The organism is Nonomuraea turkmeniaca, assembly GCF_005889735.1.
GTDB classification, from domain to species: domain Bacteria; phylum Actinomycetota; class Actinomycetes; order Streptosporangiales; family Streptosporangiaceae; genus Nonomuraea; species Nonomuraea turkmeniaca.
Genome location: NZ_VCKY01000091.1, coordinates 1 through 24,339, shown reverse-complemented (window position 1 = coordinate 24,339; position 24,339 = coordinate 1). Strand labels below are relative to the sequence as shown.

General features: G+C 68.6%; 23 protein-coding genes. 9 read left to right on the top strand and 14 right to left on the bottom strand.

The features are described from left to right. Positions 1 to 2: 2 nt before the first annotated feature. The 6 genes from ETD86_RS25550 to ETD86_RS25525 form a co-directional block, all read right to left on the bottom strand. Positions 3 to 1,049: an ABC transporter substrate-binding protein gene (locus tag ETD86_RS25550; RefSeq protein WP_138668700.1), complete on the bottom strand. Its 1,047-nt coding sequence runs from the start codon at positions 1,047 to 1,049 to the stop codon at positions 3 to 5. Continuing rightward, entirely contained in the window at positions 1,046 to 2,053 is a 1,008-nt protein-coding gene (locus tag ETD86_RS25545) for an ABC transporter permease (RefSeq protein WP_138668699.1), read from the bottom strand. Before ETD86_RS25545 ends, ETD86_RS25550 begins: the two co-directional genes overlap by 4 nt. After that, a complete protein-coding gene (locus ETD86_RS25540; protein ID WP_138668698.1) occupies positions 2,053 to 3,537 on the bottom strand; it encodes a sugar ABC transporter ATP-binding protein in 1,485 nt (494 codons plus the stop codon). The genes ETD86_RS25545 and ETD86_RS25540 overlap by 1 nt, the downstream gene beginning before the upstream one ends. An 18-nt stretch (positions 3,538 to 3,555) precedes the next feature. Further along, on the bottom strand, positions 3,556 to 4,713 hold the full coding sequence (locus ETD86_RS25535) for an ROK family transcriptional regulator (protein WP_138668697.1): 1,158 nt from the start codon (positions 4,711 to 4,713) through the stop codon (positions 3,556 to 3,558). 175 nt (positions 4,714 to 4,888) lie between these two features. Further along, entirely contained in the window at positions 4,889 to 5,761 is an 873-nt protein-coding gene (locus ETD86_RS25530; protein ID WP_138668696.1) for an SDR family oxidoreductase, read from the bottom strand. A 57-nt stretch (positions 5,762 to 5,818) separates the two neighbouring features. Continuing rightward, the gene (locus ETD86_RS25525; protein ID WP_246148144.1) at positions 5,819 to 6,883 is read right to left on the bottom strand and encodes an MBL fold metallo-hydrolase; all 1,065 of its coding nucleotides are present in this window, start codon (positions 6,881 to 6,883) and stop codon (positions 5,819 to 5,821) included. A 46-nt stretch (positions 6,884 to 6,929) separates the two neighbouring features. Between ETD86_RS25525 and ETD86_RS25520 the strand changes: the two genes are divergently transcribed. After that, positions 6,930 to 7,775: a glutathione S-transferase family protein gene (locus ETD86_RS25520; protein WP_138668694.1), complete on the top strand. Its 846-nt coding sequence runs from the start codon at positions 6,930 to 6,932 to the stop codon at positions 7,773 to 7,775. On the opposite strand, the gene ETD86_RS25515 is transcribed toward ETD86_RS25520, so the two are convergent. Next, positions 7,723 to 9,069, bottom strand: coding sequence for an MFS transporter (locus ETD86_RS25515; RefSeq protein WP_138668693.1), 1,347 nt, complete (start codon positions 9,067 to 9,069; stop codon positions 7,723 to 7,725). The genes ETD86_RS25520 and ETD86_RS25515 overlap by 53 nt on opposite strands. Beyond that, positions 9,066 to 9,638 (bottom strand): winged helix-turn-helix domain-containing protein, encoded by a 573-nt coding sequence (locus ETD86_RS25510; RefSeq protein WP_170223258.1) that lies wholly within the window; start codon positions 9,636 to 9,638, stop codon positions 9,066 to 9,068. The genes ETD86_RS25515 and ETD86_RS25510 overlap by 4 nt, the downstream gene beginning before the upstream one ends. A 66-nt stretch (positions 9,639 to 9,704) precedes the next feature. Between ETD86_RS25510 and ETD86_RS25505 the strand changes: the two genes are divergently transcribed. From ETD86_RS25505 to ETD86_RS25480, 6 genes are all read left to right on the top strand, one after another. Then, a complete protein-coding gene (locus ETD86_RS25505) occupies positions 9,705 to 10,349 on the top strand; it encodes a B3/B4 domain-containing protein (RefSeq protein ID WP_138668692.1) in 645 nt (214 codons plus the stop codon). A 204-nt stretch (positions 10,350 to 10,553) separates the two neighbouring features. Further along, positions 10,554 to 14,192, top strand: a complete 3,639-nt coding sequence (locus tag ETD86_RS25500) for a multifunctional oxoglutarate decarboxylase/oxoglutarate dehydrogenase thiamine pyrophosphate-binding subunit/dihydrolipoyllysine-residue succinyltransferase subunit (protein WP_138668691.1) — start codon at positions 10,554 to 10,556, stop codon at positions 14,190 to 14,192. An 83-nt stretch (positions 14,193 to 14,275) separates the two neighbouring features. Beyond that, complete coding sequence (locus tag ETD86_RS25495; RefSeq protein WP_211370297.1) at positions 14,276 to 15,592, top strand: Fic family protein; 1,317 nt, start codon at positions 14,276 to 14,278, stop codon at positions 15,590 to 15,592. A gap of 10 nt (positions 15,593 to 15,602) precedes the next feature. Then, entirely contained in the window at positions 15,603 to 15,782 is a 180-nt protein-coding gene (locus tag ETD86_RS25490; protein WP_138668690.1) for a DUF6104 family protein, read from the top strand. A 97-nt stretch (positions 15,783 to 15,879) separates the two neighbouring features. Continuing rightward, the gene (locus ETD86_RS25485) at positions 15,880 to 16,683 is read left to right on the top strand and encodes a DUF4097 family beta strand repeat-containing protein (protein ID WP_138668689.1); all 804 of its coding nucleotides are present in this window, start codon (positions 15,880 to 15,882) and stop codon (positions 16,681 to 16,683) included. Next, positions 16,680 to 17,417 (top strand): PadR family transcriptional regulator, encoded by a 738-nt coding sequence (locus ETD86_RS25480; RefSeq protein WP_138668688.1) that lies wholly within the window; start codon positions 16,680 to 16,682, stop codon positions 17,415 to 17,417. Before ETD86_RS25485 ends, ETD86_RS25480 begins: the two co-directional genes overlap by 4 nt. Before the next feature lie 14 nt (positions 17,418 to 17,431). On the opposite strand, the gene ETD86_RS25475 is transcribed toward ETD86_RS25480, so the two are convergent. The 6 genes from ETD86_RS25475 to ETD86_RS25450 all read right to left on the bottom strand — a co-directional run bounded on the left by ETD86_RS25475 (position 17,432) and on the right by ETD86_RS25450 (position 22,466). After that, a complete protein-coding gene (locus ETD86_RS25475) occupies positions 17,432 to 18,283 on the bottom strand; it encodes an oxygenase MpaB family protein (protein ID WP_138668687.1) in 852 nt (283 codons plus the stop codon). A 77-nt stretch (positions 18,284 to 18,360) separates the two neighbouring features. Further along, positions 18,361 to 19,317, bottom strand: a complete 957-nt coding sequence (locus tag ETD86_RS25470; RefSeq protein ID WP_138668686.1) for a zinc-binding dehydrogenase — start codon at positions 19,315 to 19,317, stop codon at positions 18,361 to 18,363. Between the two features lie 12 nt (positions 19,318 to 19,329). Next, positions 19,330 to 20,220 carry a hypothetical protein gene (locus tag ETD86_RS25465; RefSeq protein WP_138668685.1) on the bottom strand — a complete coding sequence of 297 codons (891 nt, stop codon included), beginning with the start codon at positions 20,218 to 20,220 and terminating at the stop codon, positions 19,330 to 19,332. 46 nt (positions 20,221 to 20,266) lie between these two features. Then, entirely contained in the window at positions 20,267 to 20,692 is a 426-nt protein-coding gene (locus ETD86_RS25460) for a type II toxin-antitoxin system VapC family toxin (RefSeq protein WP_138668684.1), read from the bottom strand. Continuing rightward, positions 20,679 to 20,933, bottom strand: coding sequence for a hypothetical protein (locus tag ETD86_RS25455; protein WP_138668683.1), 255 nt, complete (start codon positions 20,931 to 20,933; stop codon positions 20,679 to 20,681). The genes ETD86_RS25460 and ETD86_RS25455 overlap by 14 nt, the downstream gene beginning before the upstream one ends. 96 nt (positions 20,934 to 21,029) lie before the next feature. After that, on the bottom strand, positions 21,030 to 22,466 hold the full coding sequence (locus ETD86_RS25450; protein ID WP_138668682.1) for an acetyl-CoA synthetase: 1,437 nt from the start codon (positions 22,464 to 22,466) through the stop codon (positions 21,030 to 21,032). A 284-nt stretch (positions 22,467 to 22,750) separates the two neighbouring features. Here ETD86_RS25450 and ETD86_RS25445 point away from each other — a divergent pair, with 284 nt between their 5' ends. Then, entirely contained in the window at positions 22,751 to 23,872 is a 1,122-nt protein-coding gene (locus ETD86_RS25445) for a trypsin-like serine peptidase (RefSeq protein ID WP_138668681.1), read from the top strand. Positions 23,873 to 24,139: 267 nt separating this feature from the next. Continuing rightward, on the top strand, positions 24,140 to 24,339 hold a 200-nt coding region (locus ETD86_RS25440), incomplete at its 3' end, for a hypothetical protein (RefSeq protein WP_211370296.1).

The window sequence follows — 24,339 nt, the reverse complement described above, 5'->3', positions numbered from 1 at the left end:
GATCAGGATTCGAAGCCGAGTTCCAGGTACTTGTCGACGTTATCCTTGGTGATGGTCTCCGATGCGAGCGTGATGGACTGAGGCACCTGCTTTTCCACCAGATCACTCATGCCCTTGCCCTGCGCGATCAAGCGAGCCAGTTTGATCGCCGATGAGGCCATCGTGGGGCTGTAGGTGACGGTGGCCTTCAGCACCGACGTGCCCGACTGGATCTCCTTCATCGCGTTGAGCGAGCCCGCGCCGCCGACCATGACGAACTCGTCGCGACTGGCCTCCCTGATCGCGGCGAGCACGCCGACGCCCTGGTCGTCGTCGTGGTTCCACATCGCGTCGATCTTCTTGTGCGCCTGGAGCAGCGACGTGGCCACCTGGTTGCCGGTCTCGACCGTGAACTTGGCGTCCTGCTTCGCCGTGACGCTGAACCCGTACGTCTTCAGCGCGTCGGCGAAGCCCTTGCTGCGGTCCTGCGTCAGCGGCAGGGTGGCGATGCCTTGGATCTCGACGATCACGGGGTTCGACACGCCCTTGTCCTTGAGCTGTTTGCCGATGAAGTGCCCGGCCGCGACGCCCATGCCGTAGTTGTCGCCACCGACCCAGGTCCGATATGCCAACTTGTCGGGGAAAATCCGGTCGAGGTTGATGACCGGGATCCCCGCGGCCGTGGCCTGGAGCGCGACCTGGTTCAGCTGCTGGCCGTCGTTCGGCAGGATGACCAGCGCGTTGACCTTGGCCGCTATCAAGGACTCGACGGCCGAGATCTGCTGGTTGATGTCGTTCGTTGGCTCGACGGGCTTGAAATCGATGTCGGAGTACTGCTTCGCGGTGGCCTCGGCGTTCTTGGCGATGGCCGCGATCCACCCGTGGTCGGCGGCCGGCGCGGAGAAGCCGATCACGACCTTCTGGCCGGGCTGGTCGTTGCCGCTCGCCGCAGGGGCCGGGGCCGGGGCGGCGGTGGTAGGCGAGGCAGCGGGCTCGTTGCTGGTGCAGCCGGCCGCCAGGAGCGCGGCCCCGCCGACGAGGAATCCCCTGCGCGCGACGTTCTCACTCATGGTGCTCTCTCCTTCAAGTTCCGTCGCTGGAGAAGAACGGCGACGACGATGATCAGGCCCTTGGCGATCAGCTGGTCGCTGGTGTTGAGGCCGTTCAGAATGAACAGGTTCGTGATGAGGGTGAAGATCAGCAGACCCAGGATCGAGCCCACGATCGTCCCCCGGCCGCCCGTGAGCAGCGTGCCACCGATGATCACGGCGGCGATGGCGTCGAGTTCGTACAGGTCGCCGTGCGTGGACGAGCCTGTCGTGGTCCTGGCCATGATGATGATGGCGGCGATGCCGCAGCACAGCCCGGACAGGCCGTAGAGCACCGCCGTGTGCCTGCGTACGTTGATGCCGGCCAGCCTGGCCGCCTCGACGTTGCCCCCGACCGCGTACGTCCGCCGCCCGAACGTCGTGCGGTTGAGCAGGATCCACCCCAGCACCACGACCAGGGCGAAGATGTAGACCACCAGTGGGATGCCGAGCCAACGCGTGGTCGACAGGTCCACGATGGCGCTGTTGTCGACCCGGATGAGCTGCGTCTTGCGGTCGGACATCCGCTGCGCCAGCCCGCGGGCGGCCACCAGCATGGCCAGCGTGGCGATGAACGGCACCAGCCGCCCATACGCGATCAGCAAACCGTTGATCAGTCCCACCGTGGTGCCGACGGAGAGCGCGCATATCACCATGACCAGGGGCCCCTGCTCCTGCGTGGCGACCGTCGTCGCCCACACGGAGGCCAGCGCCATGACCGCGCCCACCGACAGGTCGATGCCGCCGCCGATGATCACGAACGTGGCCCCCACCGTGATCACGCCGATCGTGGCGGCCAGCGACAGGATGCTGACGAGGTTGGACGTGGTGGCGAAGTTGTCCGGCCTGGTGACCAGGCCGACCACCACCAGGATCGCCAGCGCCGCCAGCAGGCCGAGATGTCGCATCTCACCGAGGCCGAGGCGGCGCACCGACGAGGCCACGGTCGATCCGGCGACAGGCCGCTTCGTTGTGGGCTCGCTCATCAGGCCGCCCTCCCATTCATGATCATGTCGAGTACGCGATGCTCGTCCAGCTCAGTCGCGTCGCCCTGGTGGATGACCGCCCCCTCGCGCAGCACCAGCACCCGGTCGGCCAGCCCCAGCACCTCCGGCACCTCGCTGGAGACCAGCAGCACGCCGATGCCCCGCTCGGCCAGGTCGTGGATGACGGCGTACAGCTCCGCCCTGGCGCCCACGTCCACGCCTCTGGTGGGCTCGTCGAGCAGGAGCAGCTTGAGACCGCCGAGCAGCCAGCGGGCGAGCACGGCCTTCTGCTGGTTGCCGCCCGACAGATTCCTGATCGGGCGTTCGGGGTCGGGCGGGCGGATGTCCAGCAGTTCCGACAGCCGCTTGGCCTCGCTCCGCTCGCGTTTGCGGTCGATCCAGCCGAACTTCGCGAACTCCGGCAGGGTGCCCAGCGTGATGTTGGCGGTGACGCTCTGGTCGAGGATCAGAGCCTGGGCCTTGCGTTCCTCGGGGGCCAGGCCCATGCCCCGCCGGACGGTGCCGACGACGCCGCGGCGCACCGGCCGCCCTTCGAGCAGGACGCGGCCGGCGGCTGGACGGGCGCCGTACACCGCCTCCAGGATCTCCGAGCGGCCCGACCCGACCAGGCCGGCCAGCCCGACGATCTCGCCCGCCCGCACCGAGAACGACACGTCCCGGAAGACACCCGGCGCGGTCAGGCCCTCGACGCGCAGCACCTCCTCCCCCAGCGTGCGCCCCCCGCGCGGCGGGAAGACGTATTCGACGTTCCTGCCGGTCATGAGGGAGACGATCTGGGTGGTGGGGGTGTCGCGGGCCGCCAGGCCGACGGCGACCGTGCGGCCGTCCTTCAGCACGGTGACCCGGTCGCCGATCTCGCGGATCTCCTCCAGGCGGTGCGAGATGTAGACCACGGCCACACCCTGGGCGGTGAGCTCGCGGATGATGCGGAAGAGGTTCGCGACCTCGTCGTGGGCGAGGGCGGCGGACGGCTCGTCCATGATGATCAGGCGCGCGTCGTGGGAGAGCGCCCTGGCCATCGAGACGACCTGTTTGGCCGCCGGCGATAGCCGCCCGACCTCGGTCGACGGGCGGATCTCGGGGTGGCCGAGCCGTTCCATGACCTCGCGGGCGGCCTTGCTGGCGGCCGGCCGGTTGACGAAGCCGAAGTAGGCGTGCTCGTGGCCGAGGAAGATGTTCTCCGCCACGCTGAGCCCGTCGACCAGGTCCAGCTCCTGATAGATGGTGGCGAAGCCGAGCTTGATGGCGTCCATCGGACTGCTCGGCCGCACCTGTTCGCCGTTGAAGACGATGGTGCCCTCGTCCGGCTGGTGCACGCCGGCCAGGACTTTGATCAGGGTGGACTTGCCGGCGCCGTTCTGGCCGAGCAGGCAGTGCACCTCGCCCGCCCGCACGTCCAGATCGACGCCGTCCAGCGCGCGCACGCCGGGGAACTGCTTGACGATGCCCTTCATGACCAGCATCGGGAGGTCCCTATCTTGTCAGGCGTTGACGATGCGGTTGATGTTGTCCGGTGACAGGTAGTGCTCGATGGCGAGCAAGCCCGCCCCGAGCGCGGCCGCGGCGATCCCCGTACGGCTCGGCGTGATCGACAGATGATGCGTGGCCAGCGGGAGCGACCTGCGGTAGACCGTCTCCCTGATGCCGGCCAGAAGGTGCTCGTGCACCCGCGACAGCGCGCCGCCGATGACGATGACCTCGGGGTTGAAGAAGTTGACCAGGCTGGCCAGCACCTCGCCGATGAGCCTGCCCGCCTCCCTGACCAGGCGCAGCGCCTGCGTGTTGCCCGACTGCACGAGCGCCACCACGTCGGCGCCCGTCTCGGCCGGCAGGCCCAGCTCGGTCAGCCGCCGGGCGATCGCCGCCCCACCGGCCACGGCCTCCAGGCACGCGCTGTTGCCGCATCGGCAACCGGCGTCCTCGTGGCCGCTGACCCTGATGTGCCCGATGTCGCCCGCAGAGCCCTGGGCGCCCCTGTGCAGCTTGCCATCGGCCACGATGCCGCAGCCGATGCCGGTGCCGACCTTGACGAAGAGCAGGTGGTTGATGCCGGGGAACGCGTTGCGGTGCTCGCCCAGCGCCATCACGTTGACGTCGTTGTCGACCAGCACGTTCACGCCACCGAAGTACTCGGGGACGGGGTAGTCGTTCCAGCCCGGCATGATCGGCGGATTGTTCGGCCGCCCGGTGGCGAACTCCACCGGCCCGGGCACCCCGATCCCGACCGCGCGCAACACCCCCCTCGGCCGTCTCGCCCTGGCCAGCAGCTGGTCGAGCCGCTGGTCCACGTGGGCGAGCACGTTCTCGGGACCTTCGCTGATCAGCAGCGAGTCCTCGCACTCGGCGAGCACGTTGCCCGAGATGTCCATCAGTGCCACCCGGCAGTGGGTGGCGCCCAGGTCGACGCCCGCGAACGCGTGGTCCTCGGTATGCAGGCGTAGCTGGCGCGGCGGCCGGCCCCCGGTGGACTCGCCGCTCTCGGTCTCCTCGACCAGGCCACGCTCGATCAGCGCGTCGACGCGCTGGGAGATCGTGGACCTGGCAAGGCCGGTGAGCCTCGCGAGATCGGAACGGGTTGTCGCCGAGCCGGCACTGATCAGCGTCAGCACGTCTCCGGCAGAGCCCGGCTGGGGGGTCATGCCGCGACAATAAGATCACCGATGCGGCAAATCAAGAGTGAGAATCGACCAAACTCCTCCAACTTCCGCCGAAGATCGAACAAAGACCTGTCTAGCGGGATATTTCACACCCTGTCCGCATACGCGAAAAGCCGGTCCCCGCCATCGACGGAGACCGGCTCGGCCTGCGGAGACGTCAGATCATCGCCTTCATGGAGTCGCCGGCCGTCAGCACGTACGGCTGCTCCGCCATGATCGACTCCCAGTTGCCCGCGATCGCCTCAGGCGTGACGTCGTCGTCCTTCCACCCCGGCCCCTCGGCCACGAACACCCGCGCCACCCGGCCACCGCCGACCGTGAACACCTCGCCGCTTGCCTCGCACGACTCGTGCACCAGGTACGCCACCAGCGCGCTCACCCGCTCCGGCGTGAACTTGGCCTCGAACTCGGCCGGCAGCAGCGACTCGGTCATCCTCGTCCAGGCCACGGGCGCGATGGCGTTGGCCTTGATCCCATTGCGCGCGCCCTCGATGCCGAGTGTCTTGGTCAGCCCGACCAGCCCCATCTTGGCGGTGGAGTAGTTGGCCTGACCGAAGTTGCCGAACAGCCCGGCCGGGCTGGAGGTGTTGACCACACGCCCGTAGCCGGCCGCCTTCATGATCGGGTACGCGGCCTGGCTGACCAGATAGGACCCGCGCACGTGCACCGCCATGACGGCGTCGAACTCCTCCACCGTCATCTTGCCGAACGACTTGTCCCGCAGGATGCCCGCGTTGTTGACGACGATGTCGACCGTGCCGAACGCGTCCACGGCCGCCTGCACGATGGCCCTGGCGCCTTCAGGCGTGGCGACGTTGTCGCCGTTGGCGACGGCCTGCCCGCCGTTCTTCGTGATGAGCTCGGCCACCTCGGCGGCGGGCCCGGTAGAGGCCCCCGTGCCGTCGAGCGCGCCCCCGAGGTCGTTGACCACGACCTTGGCGCCCCGCTCGGCCAGCAGGAGCGCGTGCGACCTGCCGAGGCCGTGCCCGGCCCCTGTGACGATCGCGACCCTGTCATCGAACCGAAGCATCGAACCTCCAGCGCAGGAGAACAACGTTCTAGTACGACCACCATAACCCGCCTCGGGTCACCGATCAGCAGGGCGCCACGCTTCCGGATCGCCGGGGACCCGCACCACGCGCCCCTTGGCCGCCAGCCAGACCAGGTGGGCCAGGGTCTCGTTGTTGGCCGCGCGCCGCATGAACGGCGGGATCGTCTCCCACGGCCGCGACCAGCTCAGCCGGGTCGCCACGTCCCAGCAGGTCACGCCGTCGCCGTCGGCGACCACCCGCTCGATCTCGGCCAGCCGCCCGTCGTGGTGCGCCAGCACGTGGTCCACCCGCTCGGCCAGCTCCAGGAACCGGTACTCGTGCGCGGGCAGCACCTCCTCGACGTCCAGCTTGCGCACGGCGGCCAGCGCGTCCAGGTAGTCGGCCAGCGGGTTGGGCCCGGACTGCGGGTGCACCGCCACGATCGGCGTGATCTTGGCCAGCACGTGATCGCCGGAGAACAGCAGCCTGCGCTCGGGCGCGACGAAGCACAGGTGCCCCGGCGAGTGGCCGGGCGTCCAGATCGCCCGCAGGTCCCAGCCCGGCAGGCCGAGCTCGTCCCCGTCCTCGACCAGCCGATCGGGCGTGGCCATCGAGACCATGTGCCTGATCATCATCGACGCGCCGGCCAGCTCGTCCAGCGTCAGCGGCGGCACCCCGCAGCGGGCCAGCAGCGCCCGCTCCCGCTGGACCAGGGAGTCGATGGCCGCGTCGTCGTACCGCTCGCGGACCAGGCGCGCGTCGGCCGGGTGCAGGCCGATCCAGGCGCCGGACGCCTCGCGGACGCGCCCGGCCAGGCCGTAGTGGTCGGGATGGATGTGGGTGACGAGCACGGCCTGGACGTCGGTGATGGTGTACCCGGCCACGCCGAGGCCGGCGACGAGCGCGTCGTACGCCTCGTCGGTGTTCCACCCGGCGTCGATGATCGCCACGCCGCCGGGCAGTTCAAGGGCGTAGACCAGCACGTACCGCAGGGGGTTGACCGGGATCGGCACCGGGATGGACCACAGTCCCGGGCGTACCCGCTCGACCTTCGGGATCGCTCCACTGGTCCACGCCTCCCGCTGCGACTCATTGGCAGGGGTCACCACGAATTTCGACACAGGCCCGAATATAGTTCTGGATCCGAACCGTGTTCTACTGGGTCCCATGAAGCTGAGCCGCGAGATCTCCGGCGATGGCCGCTTCGTCCGGCAGCCGAACCGCTTCACGGAACGGCTCGGCCCTCCCGAGCCCGGCCGGTATCGGGTCTACGCCTCCTACGCCTGTCCCTGGGCGCAACGTGTGCTGATCGTACGGAAACTGCTGGGCCTGGAGGACCTGCTGGACGTCACGATCGTCGACCCCATCAGGGACGAGAAGGGCTGGCGCATCCCCGATGGCGACCCTGAATACCTGTCGGAGCTCTATCACGCGACCGACCCCGGCTACACGGGCCGCTACACCGTCCCCTGCGTCTGGGACACCAAGGACAAGCGCATCGTCACCAACGACTTCCCGCAGATCACCCTCGATCTCGAGACGTCATGGGGCACCGTCCCCAACCTCTACCCCGAACGTCTGCGCCCCGACATCGACATCATGAACGACCGCCTCTATCACGGCCTCAACAACGCGGTGTACGAGGCGGGGTTCTCCCGAGAGCAGCAGGTGTACGAGGAGGCGGTGGCGCGGGTCTTCGCCACGCTCGACTTCGTCGAGGTGCGCCTGGCGGAGTCGGACTACCTCTTCGACACCCTCACCGACAGCGACGTGCGCCTCTACACGACGCTGGCCAGGTTCGACACCGTCTACTACGCGCACTTCAAGTGCTCGGTCCGGCGGTTGACCGACTACCCGGCGCTGTGGGCGTACGCGCGCAGGCTCCACGCCATCCCGGCCTTCCGCGAGACCACCGACATCGACCAGATCAAGCGTCATTACTACATCACCCAGACCAACATCAACCCGAGCCGGATCGTGCCGGTGGGGCCGGAGCTCGACTGGAGCCTGTAGCCGCCGGCATCCGTACGAACAGCAGGGCCGAGGCCAGCATCATGGTCGCGGCGACGGACCAGGCGGCCGCCACGCCCGCCTGCGTGGCCAGCGTGCCGAGCGTCAGGTTGCCCAGGATCCCGCCGGACTGCAGGGACAGCGAGACCGTCGAGGACACGGTGGTGCGCTCGGCCGCGGTGACCGCGTGGTGCGTCATCTCCAGGCAGAGCAGGCCGGTCACGGAGCTCCCGACGAACAGCACGACGTAGGCGACACCAGCCGTCAGCAGCCCGGCGGCGCCGCCGAGCCCGGCCGTCGCGGCCAGCGCGCCGACCGAGAGCGCCGCCAGCACGGCGCCCGCGATCGCGCCCTTGGCCGAACCGCCCGCCAGCCGTGCCACGCGGGGCGCGAGTGCGCTGCCCGCGGCGCTGCCGGCGAACCCGAGCGCGGCGACCGCGGCATAGGCCGCCGTGCCCCGCTCCGCCGTACCGGCCAGTTCGGCCAGGCGTCCCGGAGTGAGCAGCTCGATGGACATGAGCATCACGCCGCAACTCGCCGACGCGAGCATGATGCGGCGCAGCACAGGCCCCCGGGCCGCCAGCCGCACACCGGAGACGACCGTGGCGGGCACCTCGCGCAGCACGCCACGAAGAGACCTGCGGTCGTGGGGCGGCTCGGGCAGCGCCACCAGCACCACGACCAGCAGGACCGCGGCCGCCAGCGCACCCAGCAGGTTCGGCGCCGCCAAGGGGAACACCAGCGTCGGCGGCACCACGAGCGGCAGGCCGCCGCCGGCCAGCACCCCCGCGCACAGCGCCACCGACTCCACCACGCCGCCCTTGGCCAGCCCCGGCTTGAGGTCGGCGCCGGGCCCTTCGATGCGGTGCAGCGTGTCGACGTACCAGGAGGTGGCGGGTCCGCTGGACAGCGCCCTGGCGATGCCCTTGAGCACCCCGGTCACCAGGAACATCCAGAACGTCGTGGCCACGCTCATCAGCGCGAGAGCCGCGGCGAGGAACGCGGCGGACGCCGCCAGCACCCCGCGCCGGCCCACGACGTCGGCCAGCCCGCCGGTGGGCAGCTCCAGGCCGACGGTGACGACCGAGAACACGGTCACCGACAGGCCGATCTGGGCCAGGCTGAGACCTCTCTCGGTCATCAGCAGCACCATGGAGGTCATCATGAGCCCCACGGGCAGCCAGGTCAGGGAGCTGACGAGCAGGTAGCGGCGTAACGCGGAGCGGCCCGAGAGCGGTAACTCGCGTGACCGGCGAGGGCCGAGTGAGCGCGACCAATCAACGCGGCGGGCGGTCACGGGCCCTCCTGTGACGGTGGCGTGCGGGGGACGGCGCCCAGCCAGACGTGGACTTTCCTGGCGTCGGGATCGCCGGCGTAGCGGTCGGCGAGTTCGAGCAGCAGCTCCTCGGCCTTCTTCTTGAACTCGGCCAGCGCGGCGGGAGGCAGGATGAGGATGTGGTCGCTCATTCCTGACGCGTCCACCCACTCGCGCGGCCAGTCGGCGACATCGAACTCCTCCATCACCCGGCCGACCATCTCGGCCTGCCGCAAGTGGATGATCTTGACCGCCTCGCGCCCCTCGGCCGTGGCCGACATCTCGACCGCGTCCCACGAGGTGTAGCGGTGGCGGGGCCGCCAGCGGCGCTCGCGGCCGTCGCGCCGGTCGGCGTCCTCCTCGATGAAGCCGTACTTGAACAGCTCGCGCAGGTGGTAGCTGGTCGAGCCGGAGCTTTCGCCGACCTTGCGGCCCAGCTCGCTGGCGGTGGCCGGCCCGTCGGTGCGCAACAGGCCGAGCAGGCGTACACGCAGCGGGTGGGCGACCGCCTTCAGCACCCGCGGATCACTGATCTTGTATTGCTCCTCCACACACTTCAGCCTAGACCGCAAAGACAATTTTGCAAAGACAATTTTGCGGATTGTAGGCTGGGTCTCATGCTTGATGACATCTGGGTGGACGATGCCGTCTTCGACCTGCGGCCGGACTTCGCGGTGCTGCTCATGACCGCGCGCGGACTGCGCAACGGGCCGACCGACGACCGCTCCCGCGCCTGGCTGGCGGCGGCGTCCGAGGTCGAGGTGCAGACCGCGAAGATCGACGCGTGGAAGGACGCCTACCGCGCGTTCGGGGCCAAGCCGCAGCGGACGCGGCCCTCGGTCGACGCCCTCACCCGGCGCATGCCGCTGCCGGAGATCAACCGGGCCGTGGACGCGTACAACTCGATCAGCGTGAAGCACGCGCTGCCGATCGGCGGCGAGGACCTCGACCGCTACGTCGGCCCGGCGCGGCTGGTCAGGGCGACCGGCGACGAGGCGTCGGAGGAGGTGCTGGGGCAGCCGGAGCCGGGCGAGGTGATCTGGCGCGACGACGCCGGCGTCACCTGCCGCCGGTGGAACTGGCGCCAAGTGGTGCGCACCCGCCTCACCGAGGAGACCACCAACGCGATCTTCCTGCTGGAGCGGCTGGAGCCGATGTCGCTGGAGGAGCTCAAGGAGGCCGGCGAGGAGCTCGCCGATCTTCTGTCCCAGTTGTCCCCTGAGGCGCAGATCACTAGCAGATTGCTCACCAGCGGGAAATAAACCCGATGTCTTAGTGTTGATACCAAACAGCAATAAACGCGGCACCACCTGGATTGACGAGGGGGTCGTGACCTCTTTGCACGGTCTTGAGAGGATCGTGCGAGGCGGCACGGGCTCCCGGGCGCACGCTGCCGGTCCAGGCGAGTAGCCTTGGACAGGTTCTCTAACATCAACGCCGATCTGCGGAAGAGGGCGATTTCCGCCGTGTCGTCTGAGTCGTCGCGGACAAACCCACTGGCAAGCTTTGGTCAGAACGAGTGGCTTGTCGACGAGCTGTATCAGAAGTACCTCCAGGACCCCGAGTCGGTCGACAAGGCCTGGTGGAACTTCTTCGCTGACTACAACCCTGATTACGGACCGGGCCGTACCCCGGTCAAAGAAGCGGCGAACGGCACTGTGACCGCCCCCGCTCCCACCCCGGCGCCGCCCAAGGCGCCACCGGCGGCCGAGAAGCCGAAGCAGCCGACCACTCCGGTGCCCAAGGACGCCGAAGAGGTCAAGCTGCGCGGCGCCGCGGCCCGCACGGCGGCCAACATGGACCTGTCGCTGTCGGTGCCGACGGCGACGAGTGTGCGCGCCATCCCGGCCAAGCTGCTCATCGACAACCGCATCGTGATCAACAATCACCTCAAGCGGGGCCGCGGCGGCAAGGTCTCCTTCACCCACCTGATCGGCTTCGCGATCGTCAAGGCGTTGAAGGCCATGCCGGAGATGAACTACTCCTTCGCGGAGGTCGACGGCAAGCCGACGCTGGTCAAGCCCGCGCACGTGGGCTTCGGCCTGGCGATCGACGTGCAGAAGAGCAACGGCGACCGCCAGCTCCTCGTGCCCTCGATCAAGGGCGCGGAGGAGATGGACTTCCGGCAGTTCTGGATGGCGTACGAGGACGTCGTCCGCAAGGCGCGCGCCGGCAAGCTGGGCGTCGACGACTTCGCCGGCACCACGATCTCGCTGACCAACCCGGGCACCATTGGCACGGTGCATTCCGTGCCCCGCCTGATGCCCGGCCAGGGCACGATCATCGGCGTCGGCGCGATGGAATACCCGGCGGAATACCAGGGCGCCTCGCCCGACACGCTGTCGCGGCTGGCCGTCTCCAAGGTCATGACGCTGACCAGCACCTACGATCACCGGATCATTCAGGGCGCCCAGTCGGGCGACTTCCTGCGCCAGATCCACCGGCTGCTGCTCGGTGAGGACGGCTTCTACGACGAGATCTTCGAGGCACTGCGGATCCCGTACGAGCCGGTCCGCTGGGTTCAGGACATCTCGGCCACCCACGACGACGACGTGGCCAAGTCCGCGCGCGTGATCGAGCTGATCCACGCCTACCGGGTGCGCGGCCACCTCATGGCCGAGACCGACCCGCTGGAGTACAAGCAGCGCAAGCACCCCGACCTCGACATCCAGTCGCACGGGCTGACGCTGTGGGACCTGGAGCGCGAGTTCGCCACCGGCGGCTTCGGCGGCAAGCCGCTGATGAAGCTGCGCGACATCCTGGGCGTGCTGCGCGACTCCTACTGCCGCACGGTCGGCATCGAGTACATGCACATCCAGAACCCCGAGGAGCGGGCCTGGATCCAGGCGCGGGTGGAGAAGGCGCACAAGTCGCCGGAGCGCGACGAGCAGCTCAACATCCTATCGCGGCTCAACACCGCCGAGGCGTTCGAGACGTTCCTGCAGACGAAGTTCGTCGGCCAGAAGCGCTTCTCGCTGGAGGGCGGCGAGTCCCTGATCCCGCTGCTCGACTCGGTGATCAGCGACGCCGCCGACGAGGGCCTCGACGAGGTCGTCATCGGCATGGCCCACCGCGGCCGTCTCAACGTGCTGGCCAACATCGTGGGCAAGTCCTACGCCCAGATCTTCGGCGAGTTCGAGGGCAACATCGACCCGCGTACCGCGCACGGCTCCGGTGACGTGAAGTATCACCTCGGCGCGACCGGCGAGTTCACCTCGCCGAGCGGCAACACGATCTCCGCGTCCGTGGTCGCCAACCCCTCCCACCTGGAGGCGGTCGACCCTGTCCTGGAGGGTGTCGTCCGCGCCAAGCAGGACCTCATCGAGCGCGGCGAGGAGGGCTTCACCGTCCTGCCCGTCCTCATCCACGGCGACGCGGCCTTCGCCGGCCAGGGCGTCGTGGCCGAGACGCTCAACCTGTCGCAGCTGCGCGGCTACCGCACCGGCGGCACCGTGCACGTGGTGGTCAACAACCAGGTCGGCTTCACGACCTCGCCCGCCTCGTCCCGGTCCTCGGTGTACGCCACCGACGTGGCCCGGATGATCCAGGCCCCGATCTTCCACGTCAACGGCGACGACCCCGAGCAGGTGGTCCGCGTGGGCCAGCTGGCCTACGAGTACCGGCAGGCGTTCCGCAAGGACGTCGTCATCGACCTCATCTGCTACCGTCGCCGCGGCCACAACGAGGGCGACAACCCGGCCTTCACCCAGCCGCTGATGTACGACCTCATCGACGCCAAGCGCTCGACCCGCAAGCTCTACACCGAGGCATTGATCGGCCGGGGCGACATCACGGTCGAGGAGGCCGAGCAGGCGCTGCGCGACTACCAGGCCAAGCTGGAGCAGGCGTTCACCGAGGTCCGTGAGGCGGCGAAGAAGCCGCAGGAGGCGGCCGCGATGCGGGTGCCGCCGACCGAGGTCGTCAAGTGGTCGCACGACGACACGCCGACCGCGATCACCCACGAGACGCTCAAGCGCATCGTCGACACCCAGCTCAACCTGCCCGACGGCTTCACGCCGCACCCGCGCCTGGCGCCGGTGCTGCAGCGCCGCGGCCAGATGGTCGAGCAGGACGCGATCGACTGGGCGATGGGCGAGACGCTGGCGTTCGGCTCGCTGCTGCTGGACGGCCACCCGGTGCGGCTGGTCGGCCAGGACTCGCGGCGCGGCACGTTCACGCAGCGCCACGCCGTGCTGGTGGACCGGATGACCGGCGCCGACCACACGCCGCTCAAGGCGTTCAACCAGGGCACCACGAAGCTCTACGTCTACGACTCGCTGCTCAGCGAGTTCGCGGCGCTCGGCTTCGAGTACGGCTACAGCGTCGTCCGCCCGGACGCCCTGGTGGCGTGGGAGGCGCAGTTCGGCGACTTCGTCAACGGCGCCCAGACGATCATCGACGAGTTCATCTCGTCGGGCGAGCAGAAGTGGGGGCAGAAGTCCTCGGTCGTGCTGCTGCTGCCGCACGGCTTCGAGGGCCAGGGCCCCGACCACTCCTCCGCCCGCATCGAGCGGTTCCTGCAGGTCTGCGCGCTCGACAACATGACGGTCGCGCAGCCCACCACCCCGGCCAACTACTTCCACCTGCTGCGCTGGCAGGTGGAGTCGCAGCGGCACAAGCCGATGGTGGTCTTCACGCCGAAGTGGCTGCTGCGCCACAAGGCGGCCACCTCCAAGGCGTCCGACTTCACCTCGGGCACCTTCCAGCCGGTCCTCGGCGACACCACCGTCGACCCGGCCAAGGTGACCAAGGTCGTCCTCACCTCCGGCAAGCTCTACTACGAGCTGGCCGCGCAGCGTGACAAGACGGGCCGCGACGACGTCGCCATCGTCCGCCTGGAGCGGCTCTACCCGTTCCCGGCCGAGGAGCTGCAGGCCGAGCTGGGCCGGTACGACTCGCAGGTGGAGTTGGCGTGGGCGCAGGACGAGCCGGCCAACATGGGGCCGTGGCCCTACCTGACGCTGAAGCTGGCCGAGGACCCGCAGGCGCTGGGCGGCCGGCCGGTGCGGCGGGTGTCGCGCACGCCTAACAGCTCGCCGGCGACGGGCTCGCACAACGCCCACGACACCGAGCTGGACGAGATCCTCCACCAGGTGTTCACCTGACGCCCCGGGCAACCAACTGCTAAATTGGCAGTTGTTAGCAGCTAATTAGCAGCTAACAACTGCCAATTTTAGTAGGTGGGTTCGTGCGCCAGCCTCAGAAGCCGCCACCGTGGCGGGAGCTTTGGCTCGAAGCTGACAGCTTGTGGTTGCTGTCGGCCGTCGATTCCATGGAGCGCTACCTGCCATGGGACGAGGTCCGGCGCCGCACGCCGCCGACGGGCCTCACGCACAAGCAGTGGTGGCTCGGCCTCAAAATGGCACGGCTCGGCATGCGGCGAGATCTCCCCCTGGTCGACTCGGCCGGTGTGCCCTTCACCTACGCGCTGCCGGATGAGGTGCTGCGCGGCATGGAGGCGCTCAATCGCGACCTGAGCGGCCGGATCGGCACGCCGGAGCCCGTCGCCAACCCGGTGACCCGCGACCGATACCTCATCAGCTCGCTGATCGAGGAGGCCATCATGTCCAGCCAGCTCGAAGGCGCGGCGACCACGTACGTGGTGGCCAAGGACATGCTGCGGAGCGGCCGTAAGCCGCAGACGGTCGACGAGCTCATGATCCGTAACAATTACCTCGCCATGCGCCGCATCGGAGAGCTGCGCAACGAGCCCCTCACACCAGCTCTCATCTGCGAGATCCAGCACATGGTCACCGAGGGCACCCTGCACAACCCCACAGCGGCCGGCCGCTTCCAGTTGCCTGGCGAGAAACGGGTCGTGGTTGCCGACACTTACGGCGAGGTGCTGCACGAGCCTCCTGCGGCCGAGGAGCTGCCGGAGCGGATCCAACGATTGTGCGACTTCGCCAATGGCAACTCGCACACGACGTACGTGCCTCCGGTGATCAGGGCTGTGGCGGTGCATTTCATGCTGGCCTACGACCATCCGTTCGAGGACGGCAACGGGAGGACGGCACGCGCGCTGTTCTACTGGTCGATGCTCAACCAGGGCTACTGGCTCACGGAGTTCATCTCGATCTCACGGATCCTGAAGAACTCACCGGCCCGCTACGGCCGCAGCTTCCTCCACGTCGAGCAGGACGAGAACGACCTCACCTACTTCGTCATCCACCAACTCGACGTCCTGCGCCGCGCCATCGACGATCTGAATGACTACCTCGGCAGAAAGGTCGCCGAGACGCGCGAGGTCCAAGCGTATCTGGCCCGCGCCCGCAAGGAAGCCTTCAACGCCCGCCAGATCGCCCTTCTGGCGCATGCCGCAGACCATCCCACCGCGGAGTACACCGTGGCCTCCCACGCCGCCGGCCACCGGATCGTGCTCCAGACGGCCAGAACCGACCTCCGCGAGCTGGAGCACCGCGGGCTACTGGTTAAAGTCAGGCGGGGGCGCGCCGACGCCTGGGTTCCGGTCGGCGACCTCGCGTCACGGCTGCGTACGGACTGAATGGAGAACGATGTACTTCACCGATCGGGGGATCGAGGAGCTGGTCGAACGGCGGGGCGAGGAGGAGGTCAGCCTGCTGTGGCTCGGTGAGCGGCTGCGCGAGTTCGTGGACCTCAACCCCGAGTTCGAGATCCCGATCGAGCGGCTGGCCACGTGGCTGGCGCGGCTCGACGACGAGGACGACGAGTAGGGCTCGCCCGCACACAGACGCGATACATCTTGAGTTTTGATTAGACACGACATATCGTGTCTTGCGTAGAGATGTGTCGCCAGGGAGGGCGGGGATCATGCAGCAGTGGACGATCGAGGCACCGGAACAGCTGACGTTCGGCCCAGTGGAGTCGCTCGACGTGCGGATCGTCGCCGGGCGACTGGCCGTGCTCGCCAGCGAGGGCCCGCCCACCCTGGACGTGGCCGAGTTCGAGTCCGCCTCGCCGCTGCTGGTCACCTATGACGAGGACGCCAGGGAGCTCTCGGTCGCGTACAAGGATCTCACCTGGGACGGCCTGCTCGGCTGGTTGCGGCGTGACCGGCGCAGGACGGTCCTGACGATCACCGTGCCTAAGGGATGCCGCGTCAACGCCGGGGTGGTGTCCGCGCCCGCCGTGGTGGCCGGGTTCGAGAAGATGACCCAGGTGCGGAGCGTGAACGCGGAGATCGTGCTGGACGGGGTCAGCGGCGACGTCAGCGCCACGACCGTCTCGGGTGCGGTCGAGAGCCGGGCCATGGACGGCGACCTGGCGTTCAAGAGCGTCTCGGGAGACCTGACGGTTGCCGACGGCACGCCGCGCCGGCTGAGGGCGAACACGGTCTCCGGCCGCATCACCGCCGACCTGACGCTGCGGCCCACGGGTCATGTCACGTTCAACAGCGTTTCCGGTGACATCCTGGTCAGACTGCCGGAGAACGTGGACGCGGACGTCAGCGCGAGGTCCACGTCCGGCAGGCTAGTGAGCACGTTCGAGGAATTGTCCAACACGAGCGGCCCCGGCACGAAGACGATGTCGGGGCGGCTGGGCGGCGGCATGGCCTCAGTGTCGGCGATCACGGTCTCCGGCGAGGTCGCGCTGCTCAAGGGGGAGAAGGAATGAGCCCTGTATTCGGTCACGGCCGGCTCCGGCTGTACCTGCTCAAGCTGCTCGAGGAGAGCCCGCGCCACGGCTACGAGGTCATCAGACTGCTCCAGGACCGCTTCCTCGGCGTCTACTCGCCCTCCCCCGGCACGATCTACCCGCGCCTGGCCCGCCTGGAGGAGGAGGGACTGGTGACGCATGAGGTGGTCGAGGGCAAGAAGGTGTTCTCGATCACCGACAAGGGCCGCGAGGAGCTGAACGCCCGCCTCGACGAGCTCGACGACCTGGAGCAGGAGATCTCCGCTTCAGTACGCGACATCGCCCGCGAGGTGAAGGAGGACGTCCGCGACACCGTCCGGTCCCTGCGTGACGAGCTGACCCGGATGGCCAAGGACGTGCGGACCGGCGCCAAGGAGGACACCAGGCGGCTCAGGGAGCAGCAGAAGGAAGACTTCAAGCGGCTGCGGGACCAGCAGAAGCGGCAGTGGACGGAGCACGCCTACCAGTGGCAGGGGCAGGGTGAGCGGCTGGCCGGCGAGTGGCGCAGGATCTGGACGGAGATCTGGGCCACGCTCGGCGAGACGCCCAGCCGGGCCGATCTCGACGCCGAGCTGGGCGAGTTGCTGGCCGATTTCGTCGCCCAGGCGCGGCAGGAAGCCACTCAGGCGCAGCTGACGCCGGAGAAGCTGGCGGAGTTGCGCACGGCGCTCGACGATGCGAGCCGCCGCATCCACGACATCCTGGAGTCCTGACACCCACCCGTGCGCTATGCGGAGCGGAGCTGGCGATCGATGCGGCGCGAGGTCCGTGCGGCCTTGCGCGCGTGGTAGGCGATGGGCATGTAGCGGAGGCGTTCGGGCAGGCGGGGTGTCAGCACCGCCACCGCGTGCCCGAGATGCCGCAGCCGCCGCTCCTCCCTGGCGGTCCACCGCAGCCCCAGCTTCCTGCGTACGGCGGCCGGCAGGGTGCCGACGGTCACGAAGTGGTTGAACTCCCCCGACCCCACTCCCACCGGCGTCCACAGCCGGCGCAGCGGCCTGGGGAGCCCCGGAGGCGCCGGAGTGCCGCGCAGGACCGACAGCACGTCCAGCGCGGTCGGGTGCGCCTCCAGCCGTTCGGCGACCATGTCGTCGAAGTACCGCCAGAACGCCTCCAGGTCGGCGGGCATCTCCCGCTCGGGCACCTTCAGGATGGCGCCGAGCTGCCGCGACTCGGCGTAGAACCGGCGCTCCTGCGCAGCGGTGAAGGGGGTGCCGAAGTAGCGGTTGAGCGCGATGAAGCGCTCGAACAACGACAGGTGCACCCACGCCCACGCCTCACCGTTCAGCGCGTGGTAGGGCCTGCCCTGCTCGTCCACGCCGCCGATCGTCCGGTGCACCCGCCGGAGCCGTTCGCCCTCGGCCGGTCCGTCGGCGTACACCCACTTCTGCACGGACTCAAGCGTGCGGGTGAGCCGCCCCCACGGGTCGTCCTTGTACGTGGAGTGCTCGGCCACGGCCGCGCCGACCGCCGGATGCATGGTCTGCAGCACCAGCGCACTGCCGGCGACCAGCAGATTTCGATATTCGCCCGTGGTGTCCCAGTGCATCGAACCCGGGCCGAAGGGCTCAACGTCCATGTTTGCGGCCTCCCGGTTGATACAACCTCACTTTCCTTGTATCACCCGGGAGGTCCAAAAGTAACCCTTCACTTATTTCACACGGTAAAGACGATCTTTCCGAAGATCTCCCCTTCCGCCATGGCGGCGAACCCGTCCCGCGCCTGCGCCAGCGGCAACGTCCTGTCGATCTGCGGCCGCAGACCCGTCTGCTCCAGGAACACGGCGAGGCGCTGGAGCTGGTCCCGAGTGCCCATCGTGGACCCGACCACGGACAACTGCAGGAAGAAGACCCGGTTGAGGTCCGCGGGCGGGACCGCACCGCTGGTGGCACCGCTGACGACGATGCGCCCGCCGGGTTTGAGCGACTTGAGCGAGTGGTCCCAGGTGGCCTGGCCGACGGTCTCCATGACCGCGTCCACCCGCTCGGGCAGCCGCGCGCCGGTCTCGAACACCTGGTCGGCGCCGAGCTGGAGGGCACGATCGCGCTTGGCCTCGGAGCGGCTCGTGGCCCAGACCCGGTAGCCGCCGGCCCGGCCGAGCGCGATCAGCGCGGTGGCGACGCCCCCGCCCGCGCCCTGCACCAGCACGGTGGAGCCCGGCTCGAGGCCGGCCTTGTCGAACAGCATGCGGTACGCGGTCAGCCACGCCGTCGGCAGACAGGCGGCCTGCTCGAAGCTGAACGCGGACGGCTTGGGCACGAGGTTGCGGCGCGGCACGGCCACGCGCTCGGCGAACGTGCCGTCGTACACCTCCGACAGCAGCGAGCGCTTGGGATCGAGCGTCTCGTCCGCGCCCGTGCCGATCACGGAGTGCACGATGACCTCATTGCCGTCCTCGTCCACCCCGGCGGCGTCGCAGCCGAGCACGACCGGCAGCCGGTCCTGCTTGATGCCGACGCCCTTGAGCGTCCACAGGTCGTGGTGGTTGAGCGCGGCCGCCCGCACGGAGACGGTCGTCCATCCGTCCGGCGCCTTCGGCTCCGGGTGCTCCCCGTACGTGAGTCCGGCGAGCGGGTTGTCGGGGTCGGTCTGTGTGGCGGTTACGGCGAACATGGCCGCACCCTACTAAGAGGCTCGCTCCTTCACCGTGACCCGGATCCCCTCGAGCGCCTTCTCCCTGAACCACCGCGGACCCGTGACGGCGACCTGCACGTCGCCCCGGCACACCGATGCCGCCGGCCGCCCCCGCCCATCGATGACGAACGGCATCCTGGCCTTCTTCGCACATCCGGGGGTGGGCACGAGCGCGATCATCTCTCGCGCGCCGCCGCCGAACCACAACTGCGGCCCGACCGGATCCCCCTGAGCGGTCTCGCCGGGCTCGGCCAGCCGCACCGTCCCGCCGGCCGACAACACCAGGTAGCCGCCCTTGGTCACCGTCCCCTTCATGGCCCGCGCGACAGTGACCCGCTGGTCGAACGTCAGCCCCTGGCCGCGGTCGTACATCGCCAGCCGCCACTTCTCGAACGTGAACAGCAGCACCTGCCCGTACGGGCCGCTGCCCGCCTGGCGCGGCCAGAGCGTGACGTTGGGCGCATAATTCCTGATCGGCTGCCCGCCGCGGGTGATCTCGACCTCGCCGTTGTACGGCGCCACGAACTGGCGGTAGACGCCGTCGATCCACACACCCTGGAACGGCCGCGACCCCATGCCGGCCAGGTCCAGCTCGGCCGGATACCGTACCTCGGCCCGGACACCGTGCGGGAACACCACCTCGATGACCTCATCACCGCCCTTGGCCCCCCTGGACGGGACCTGGAGGATGTTGGGCGGGCTTTCGAGCCGGGTCAGGGACCTGATCGGCTGGGGGGTGGGTTGAGCGGGGAGCGGCTCGGGGGCCCGGCTGGCGATCAGGCCGACGACGGGGACGGACAGGACCGCGACCACCACCAGCAGCCCGATCCACCGGCGGCGACCGCTCTGGCCCGCCTCGATGACGTCGAACTGGTCAGCCACCGGCGTTCCTTGCCGAGTAGTGCGGCTTGCGCCCCTGGTCTTTAGTTCAGTTGAGCGGCGACCGCCAGCGCAAGCCCTCGAACCGGGCGAAGTCCTTGTCGCAGGTTACGAATTCACAACCGTGCTCGATGGCGAGTGCGGCGAGGTAGGCGTCGGGGATGAGCTTGCCGCGCGCGTCGGCCTTGCGGCACAGCTTGACGAAGATCTCCCAGTGACGCGGACCGGCGTGCACCAGGACCGCGTGCGGCTGGTGGCGGATGGTGTCGGCGAACTCCCGTGCTTCGTCGAACGAGGTGGCGCCGGGAATGCGCGGATTGGTGGCCACGCGGATGAAGCCGTTGAGCGCGAAGTCGCTGACGGCATAGGCCTCATCGCCCTGCAGGAGCTCCGTGACCACGGCAAGGCACTGCTCGTGATGCGCGGCGTCCCACCGCTGCGCGTTGACGAACACGTTCGTGTCAAGCATCCTCATGGCCGGCCCCCAGCACATGCTCGACGAAGTCCTGGTCGTCGAGCTCCTTGAGCTCCGCCCAATTCAGCTTCGGACCGTGGGGGTCCCCAGAGAGCGGGAGCTTGATCGGGGGCCGTTCCGCGACGTCGGCGGAGCGGTGAATGAGTTGCCGCAAGGCGTCCTCCATCACTGAGTTGAGACTGCGTCCTTTTCGCGCCGCGTACGCCTTCGCCTCGTTGAGGAGTTGCTCGTCGATGCGCACCGTTGTCCTCCGCATGACTCCAGCGTCCGCGCGCGACATCAAAATGTCAAGAGCGGAGCGTAGTCGAACGGTCACTCGATTGGCTACTACTTTACGTCACCACGCAGCCACATTGACCTTCCCATCCGTCGTCAGCCGCACCTCCTCCCCCACCAGCTCCCGGGACTCGGCATCCGCCAGGAGCTCAGCCCGCTCCACCACCGCATGCGCCCGCCCGCCAGGCACCTCCACCACGAGAATCCCCTTCTCGGCCCCGCCGTCCCTCCCGTGCGCCACCGTGTACCCCGCGACCACGGCCGGCCCCTCGTAGGCGCCCACGATCGGCACCCCTTTGGCCACGAAGACGGGCGCCGCATCCCCCAGCCGACCGCCCGGCTCGCTCGACCACACCGCGTACGTGTGCTTGGTCAGGTGCATCCCCACCCCGGTCACCAGCCCGTGCCCCGGCTGCGCCCGCAGCAGTCCCGCCATGGTGGCGGTCGAGTGCAGGACGTAGTCACTGGCCGGTCCGCCCGCGTACGGCAGCCCTCCGGTCACCGTCAGCCCGCGCCGCTCCAGCGGATCCAGCCCGATCGCGTCGCACGCCTGCCGCAACGCGATCGCGAAACAGCTGTAGAGGTCGATTGCGTCCATGTCGCCGAGCCCCAGCCCGGCCCGTTCGAAGGCGGCCTCGGCGACCCGCGGGATGGCCTGCGAGGCGCCCAGCGCGGGCCGCGCGGCCACCTCCCAGGTGTCCTCCCCGTACGCCCACCCTCGCAGGTACACCCGCTGCTCCGCAGGGACGCCGAGCCGGTCGGCCAGCCCCGCGCCGGCCAGGACGACCGCCGCCGCCTGATCCACTTCCAGCACGGCCACGGTGTTCCTGGTGTAGGGCCACCCGACGAAGCGATCACCACGCACGAGCTCCGCAGGGGTGCGGGCGGTCCTGCGCCACGCGTGCGGGTTCGCGGCGGCCACCTCGGTCATCGGCGCCATCATCCGCCCCCGGTCGCGCATCTCCTCCTCGATCGAGATCCCGAGCGCCGCCCGCCGCGCGGTCTCCATGATCGCGTACGTGTGCACCGGCAGGAACAGCCCGTGAGCCAGCTCGGCGGCATGCGGCGGGCGCTCCCACCCGTACGGGGGCTTGGGATCGGCGGGATGGCTCCACGACACGTGCGCACCCGCCAGCCGGTACGCCCGCCGCGTGGCCAGGGCCTCGGCCCCCACCACGAGCGCCGAGTCGAGCTCGCCCGCCGCGATCCCGGCCGCCGCCGCGCCGATGAGCAGCTGCGGGGCCGTACCACTGACCTTGGAGTACGCACGGTGGCCGGGGGAGGCGCCGAGACGCTCGGCGAGGCGGCCGACCGGCGAGTCGTACTGCCAGGAGTCGGTGTAGACGATCTGGATCGAGTCGAGCCGCTCGACGGGGAGCCGGGCGTCGGCGGCGGCCGCGCGGGCGACCTCGTCCCACAAATCCAGCGGTTCCGGACCGGGCTGCTCGCGAATGGTGCGTTGTGCGATGCCGATGAGACAGGGGGTGCGTGGATCCATGAGTACATTCAACCAGAACAAGATTCGGTTGATGAGAAGTGGCTTTTGATAATTACCGTTACCGCTGTTACGAGGGGCAATTGAGCACCCGGCACGGCCTGCGGAAATGCTTTCTCGTCATACATGCGATTTCGCTATTTCTATAACGGAATGGAACCGGGTCATGCTTTTTCACGTCGTTTCCTGGCCGCCCGCCCGCGCCATTCATTAACGTTCCGATCGTTTTCCTGGCCCACCGGGGCGCAGTACCCCGCTCTGGGCCGCCGAGAACTGAGAGGAGCTCCATGTTTTCCCGAGCAAGGCGCATCGCGATCCCGCTCGCCGGCCTGGTGTCCATCGGGCTGGCCGCAGGAATGATGAGCGGCGCCACCGCGAGCGCGACGGCACCCTCCGACGTCGTCTCGAAGAACGCCGCCACCCCCGCTGAGCAGGCCATCCAGTTCTGGACGCCGGACCGGATCAAGCTGGCCACCGACCACAACGACGGCCTGGACCTGTCCTCGAAGGGCATCAAGGCCAGCAACGACACCCCCGACGGCCCTCCCGGCTCCGTCCCGCCGATCGGCGGGGAGAAGACGAAGGCCACGAAGAGCAAGCACGTCAACCTGCCGAACACCGTCGGCCGCGTGTTCTTCACGCTGCCGAAGGCCGACCCGCGCAACCCGAAGAACTGGCGTTACTGCTCGGCCAGTTCCGTGCAGGGCAAGTACCGCAACCTCGTGGCGACCTCCGCCCACTGCGTGTACGACACCAGCAAGAACACCTTCTACGACAACTGGATCTTCATTCCGTCGTACTGGGACGGCAAGAACGTCTGGGACGGCAAAGCCCCCTACGGCATTTACGCCGCCAAGACGTTCAACGCGCACGACGACTTCGTGGTGAAGGAGGACTACGACTTCGACTACGCGTTCGTCAACGTCTACAACGGCATCAAGGTCAAGTGGGAGAAGGTCAACGGCCGGTGGCAGTGGACCGTCAAGAACGCCGGCCGGCTGGGTGACAACGTCGGCGGCCAGGGCTTCACCTGGAACCGGAGCACGAAGCTGAACGTGTTCTCGTTCGGCTACCCGGCGGGCGAGCACCCCGACGGCGACAAGCCGTACACCGGCCGCACGATGAAGTTCTGCTACGGCAAGACCAAGCCGATGCCCGAGGCCAGGAAGTACAACCTGCAGGAGCACATCGGGTTCAAGTGCTCCTTCACCGCCGGCGCCAGCGGCGGACCGTTCCTCTACAACTACAAGAGCGCGTCGCGCACCGGCTACCTGGTCGGCGTCAACAGCGTCGCGTGGGACACCGACGGCAACGACCGTTACGACCACATCTCGTCGCCGTACTTCAACACCGACACGTACAAGGTCTACAAGGCCGCCGCCAACCGGTGGACCGGCAACATGCCGTAACGAGTTGGCACCCTGGGCCCCGGATCCCGTGCGGGATCCGGGGCCTCCCTTGGGAATGACATGCGGAATTCAACTCCGCACATACCCCTCCTGACCTGCGATGACGCCGACTTCCTCTGATCGTTTCGGGGTATCCGGAGTAGTCGGCTGACGGTGTGCTTATAGTGCACAAGGGACCCTAGATCAGGTAACGAATCTCTATCCGAGCTGCAATACCCTCTGTACATCTGGAAAAATCCACCCTTACGACCCCAAGAAAGGCTTTTGATGATCTCCCGGGCGAGGCACGTGGTGGCGGCTGCGTTGAGCAGCGCGCTGCTGATGCTGCCTGCCTTCACGGGAGTCGCCGAGGCCGCGCCCTCCAGCGCGGTGTCCTCCGTCCCGCTGGCGAAGACCGCGACGGACGCCAAGAAGGTCGCCGAGTACTGGAGGCCCGACAAGCTCAGGCAGGCCGACAGCTACAACCC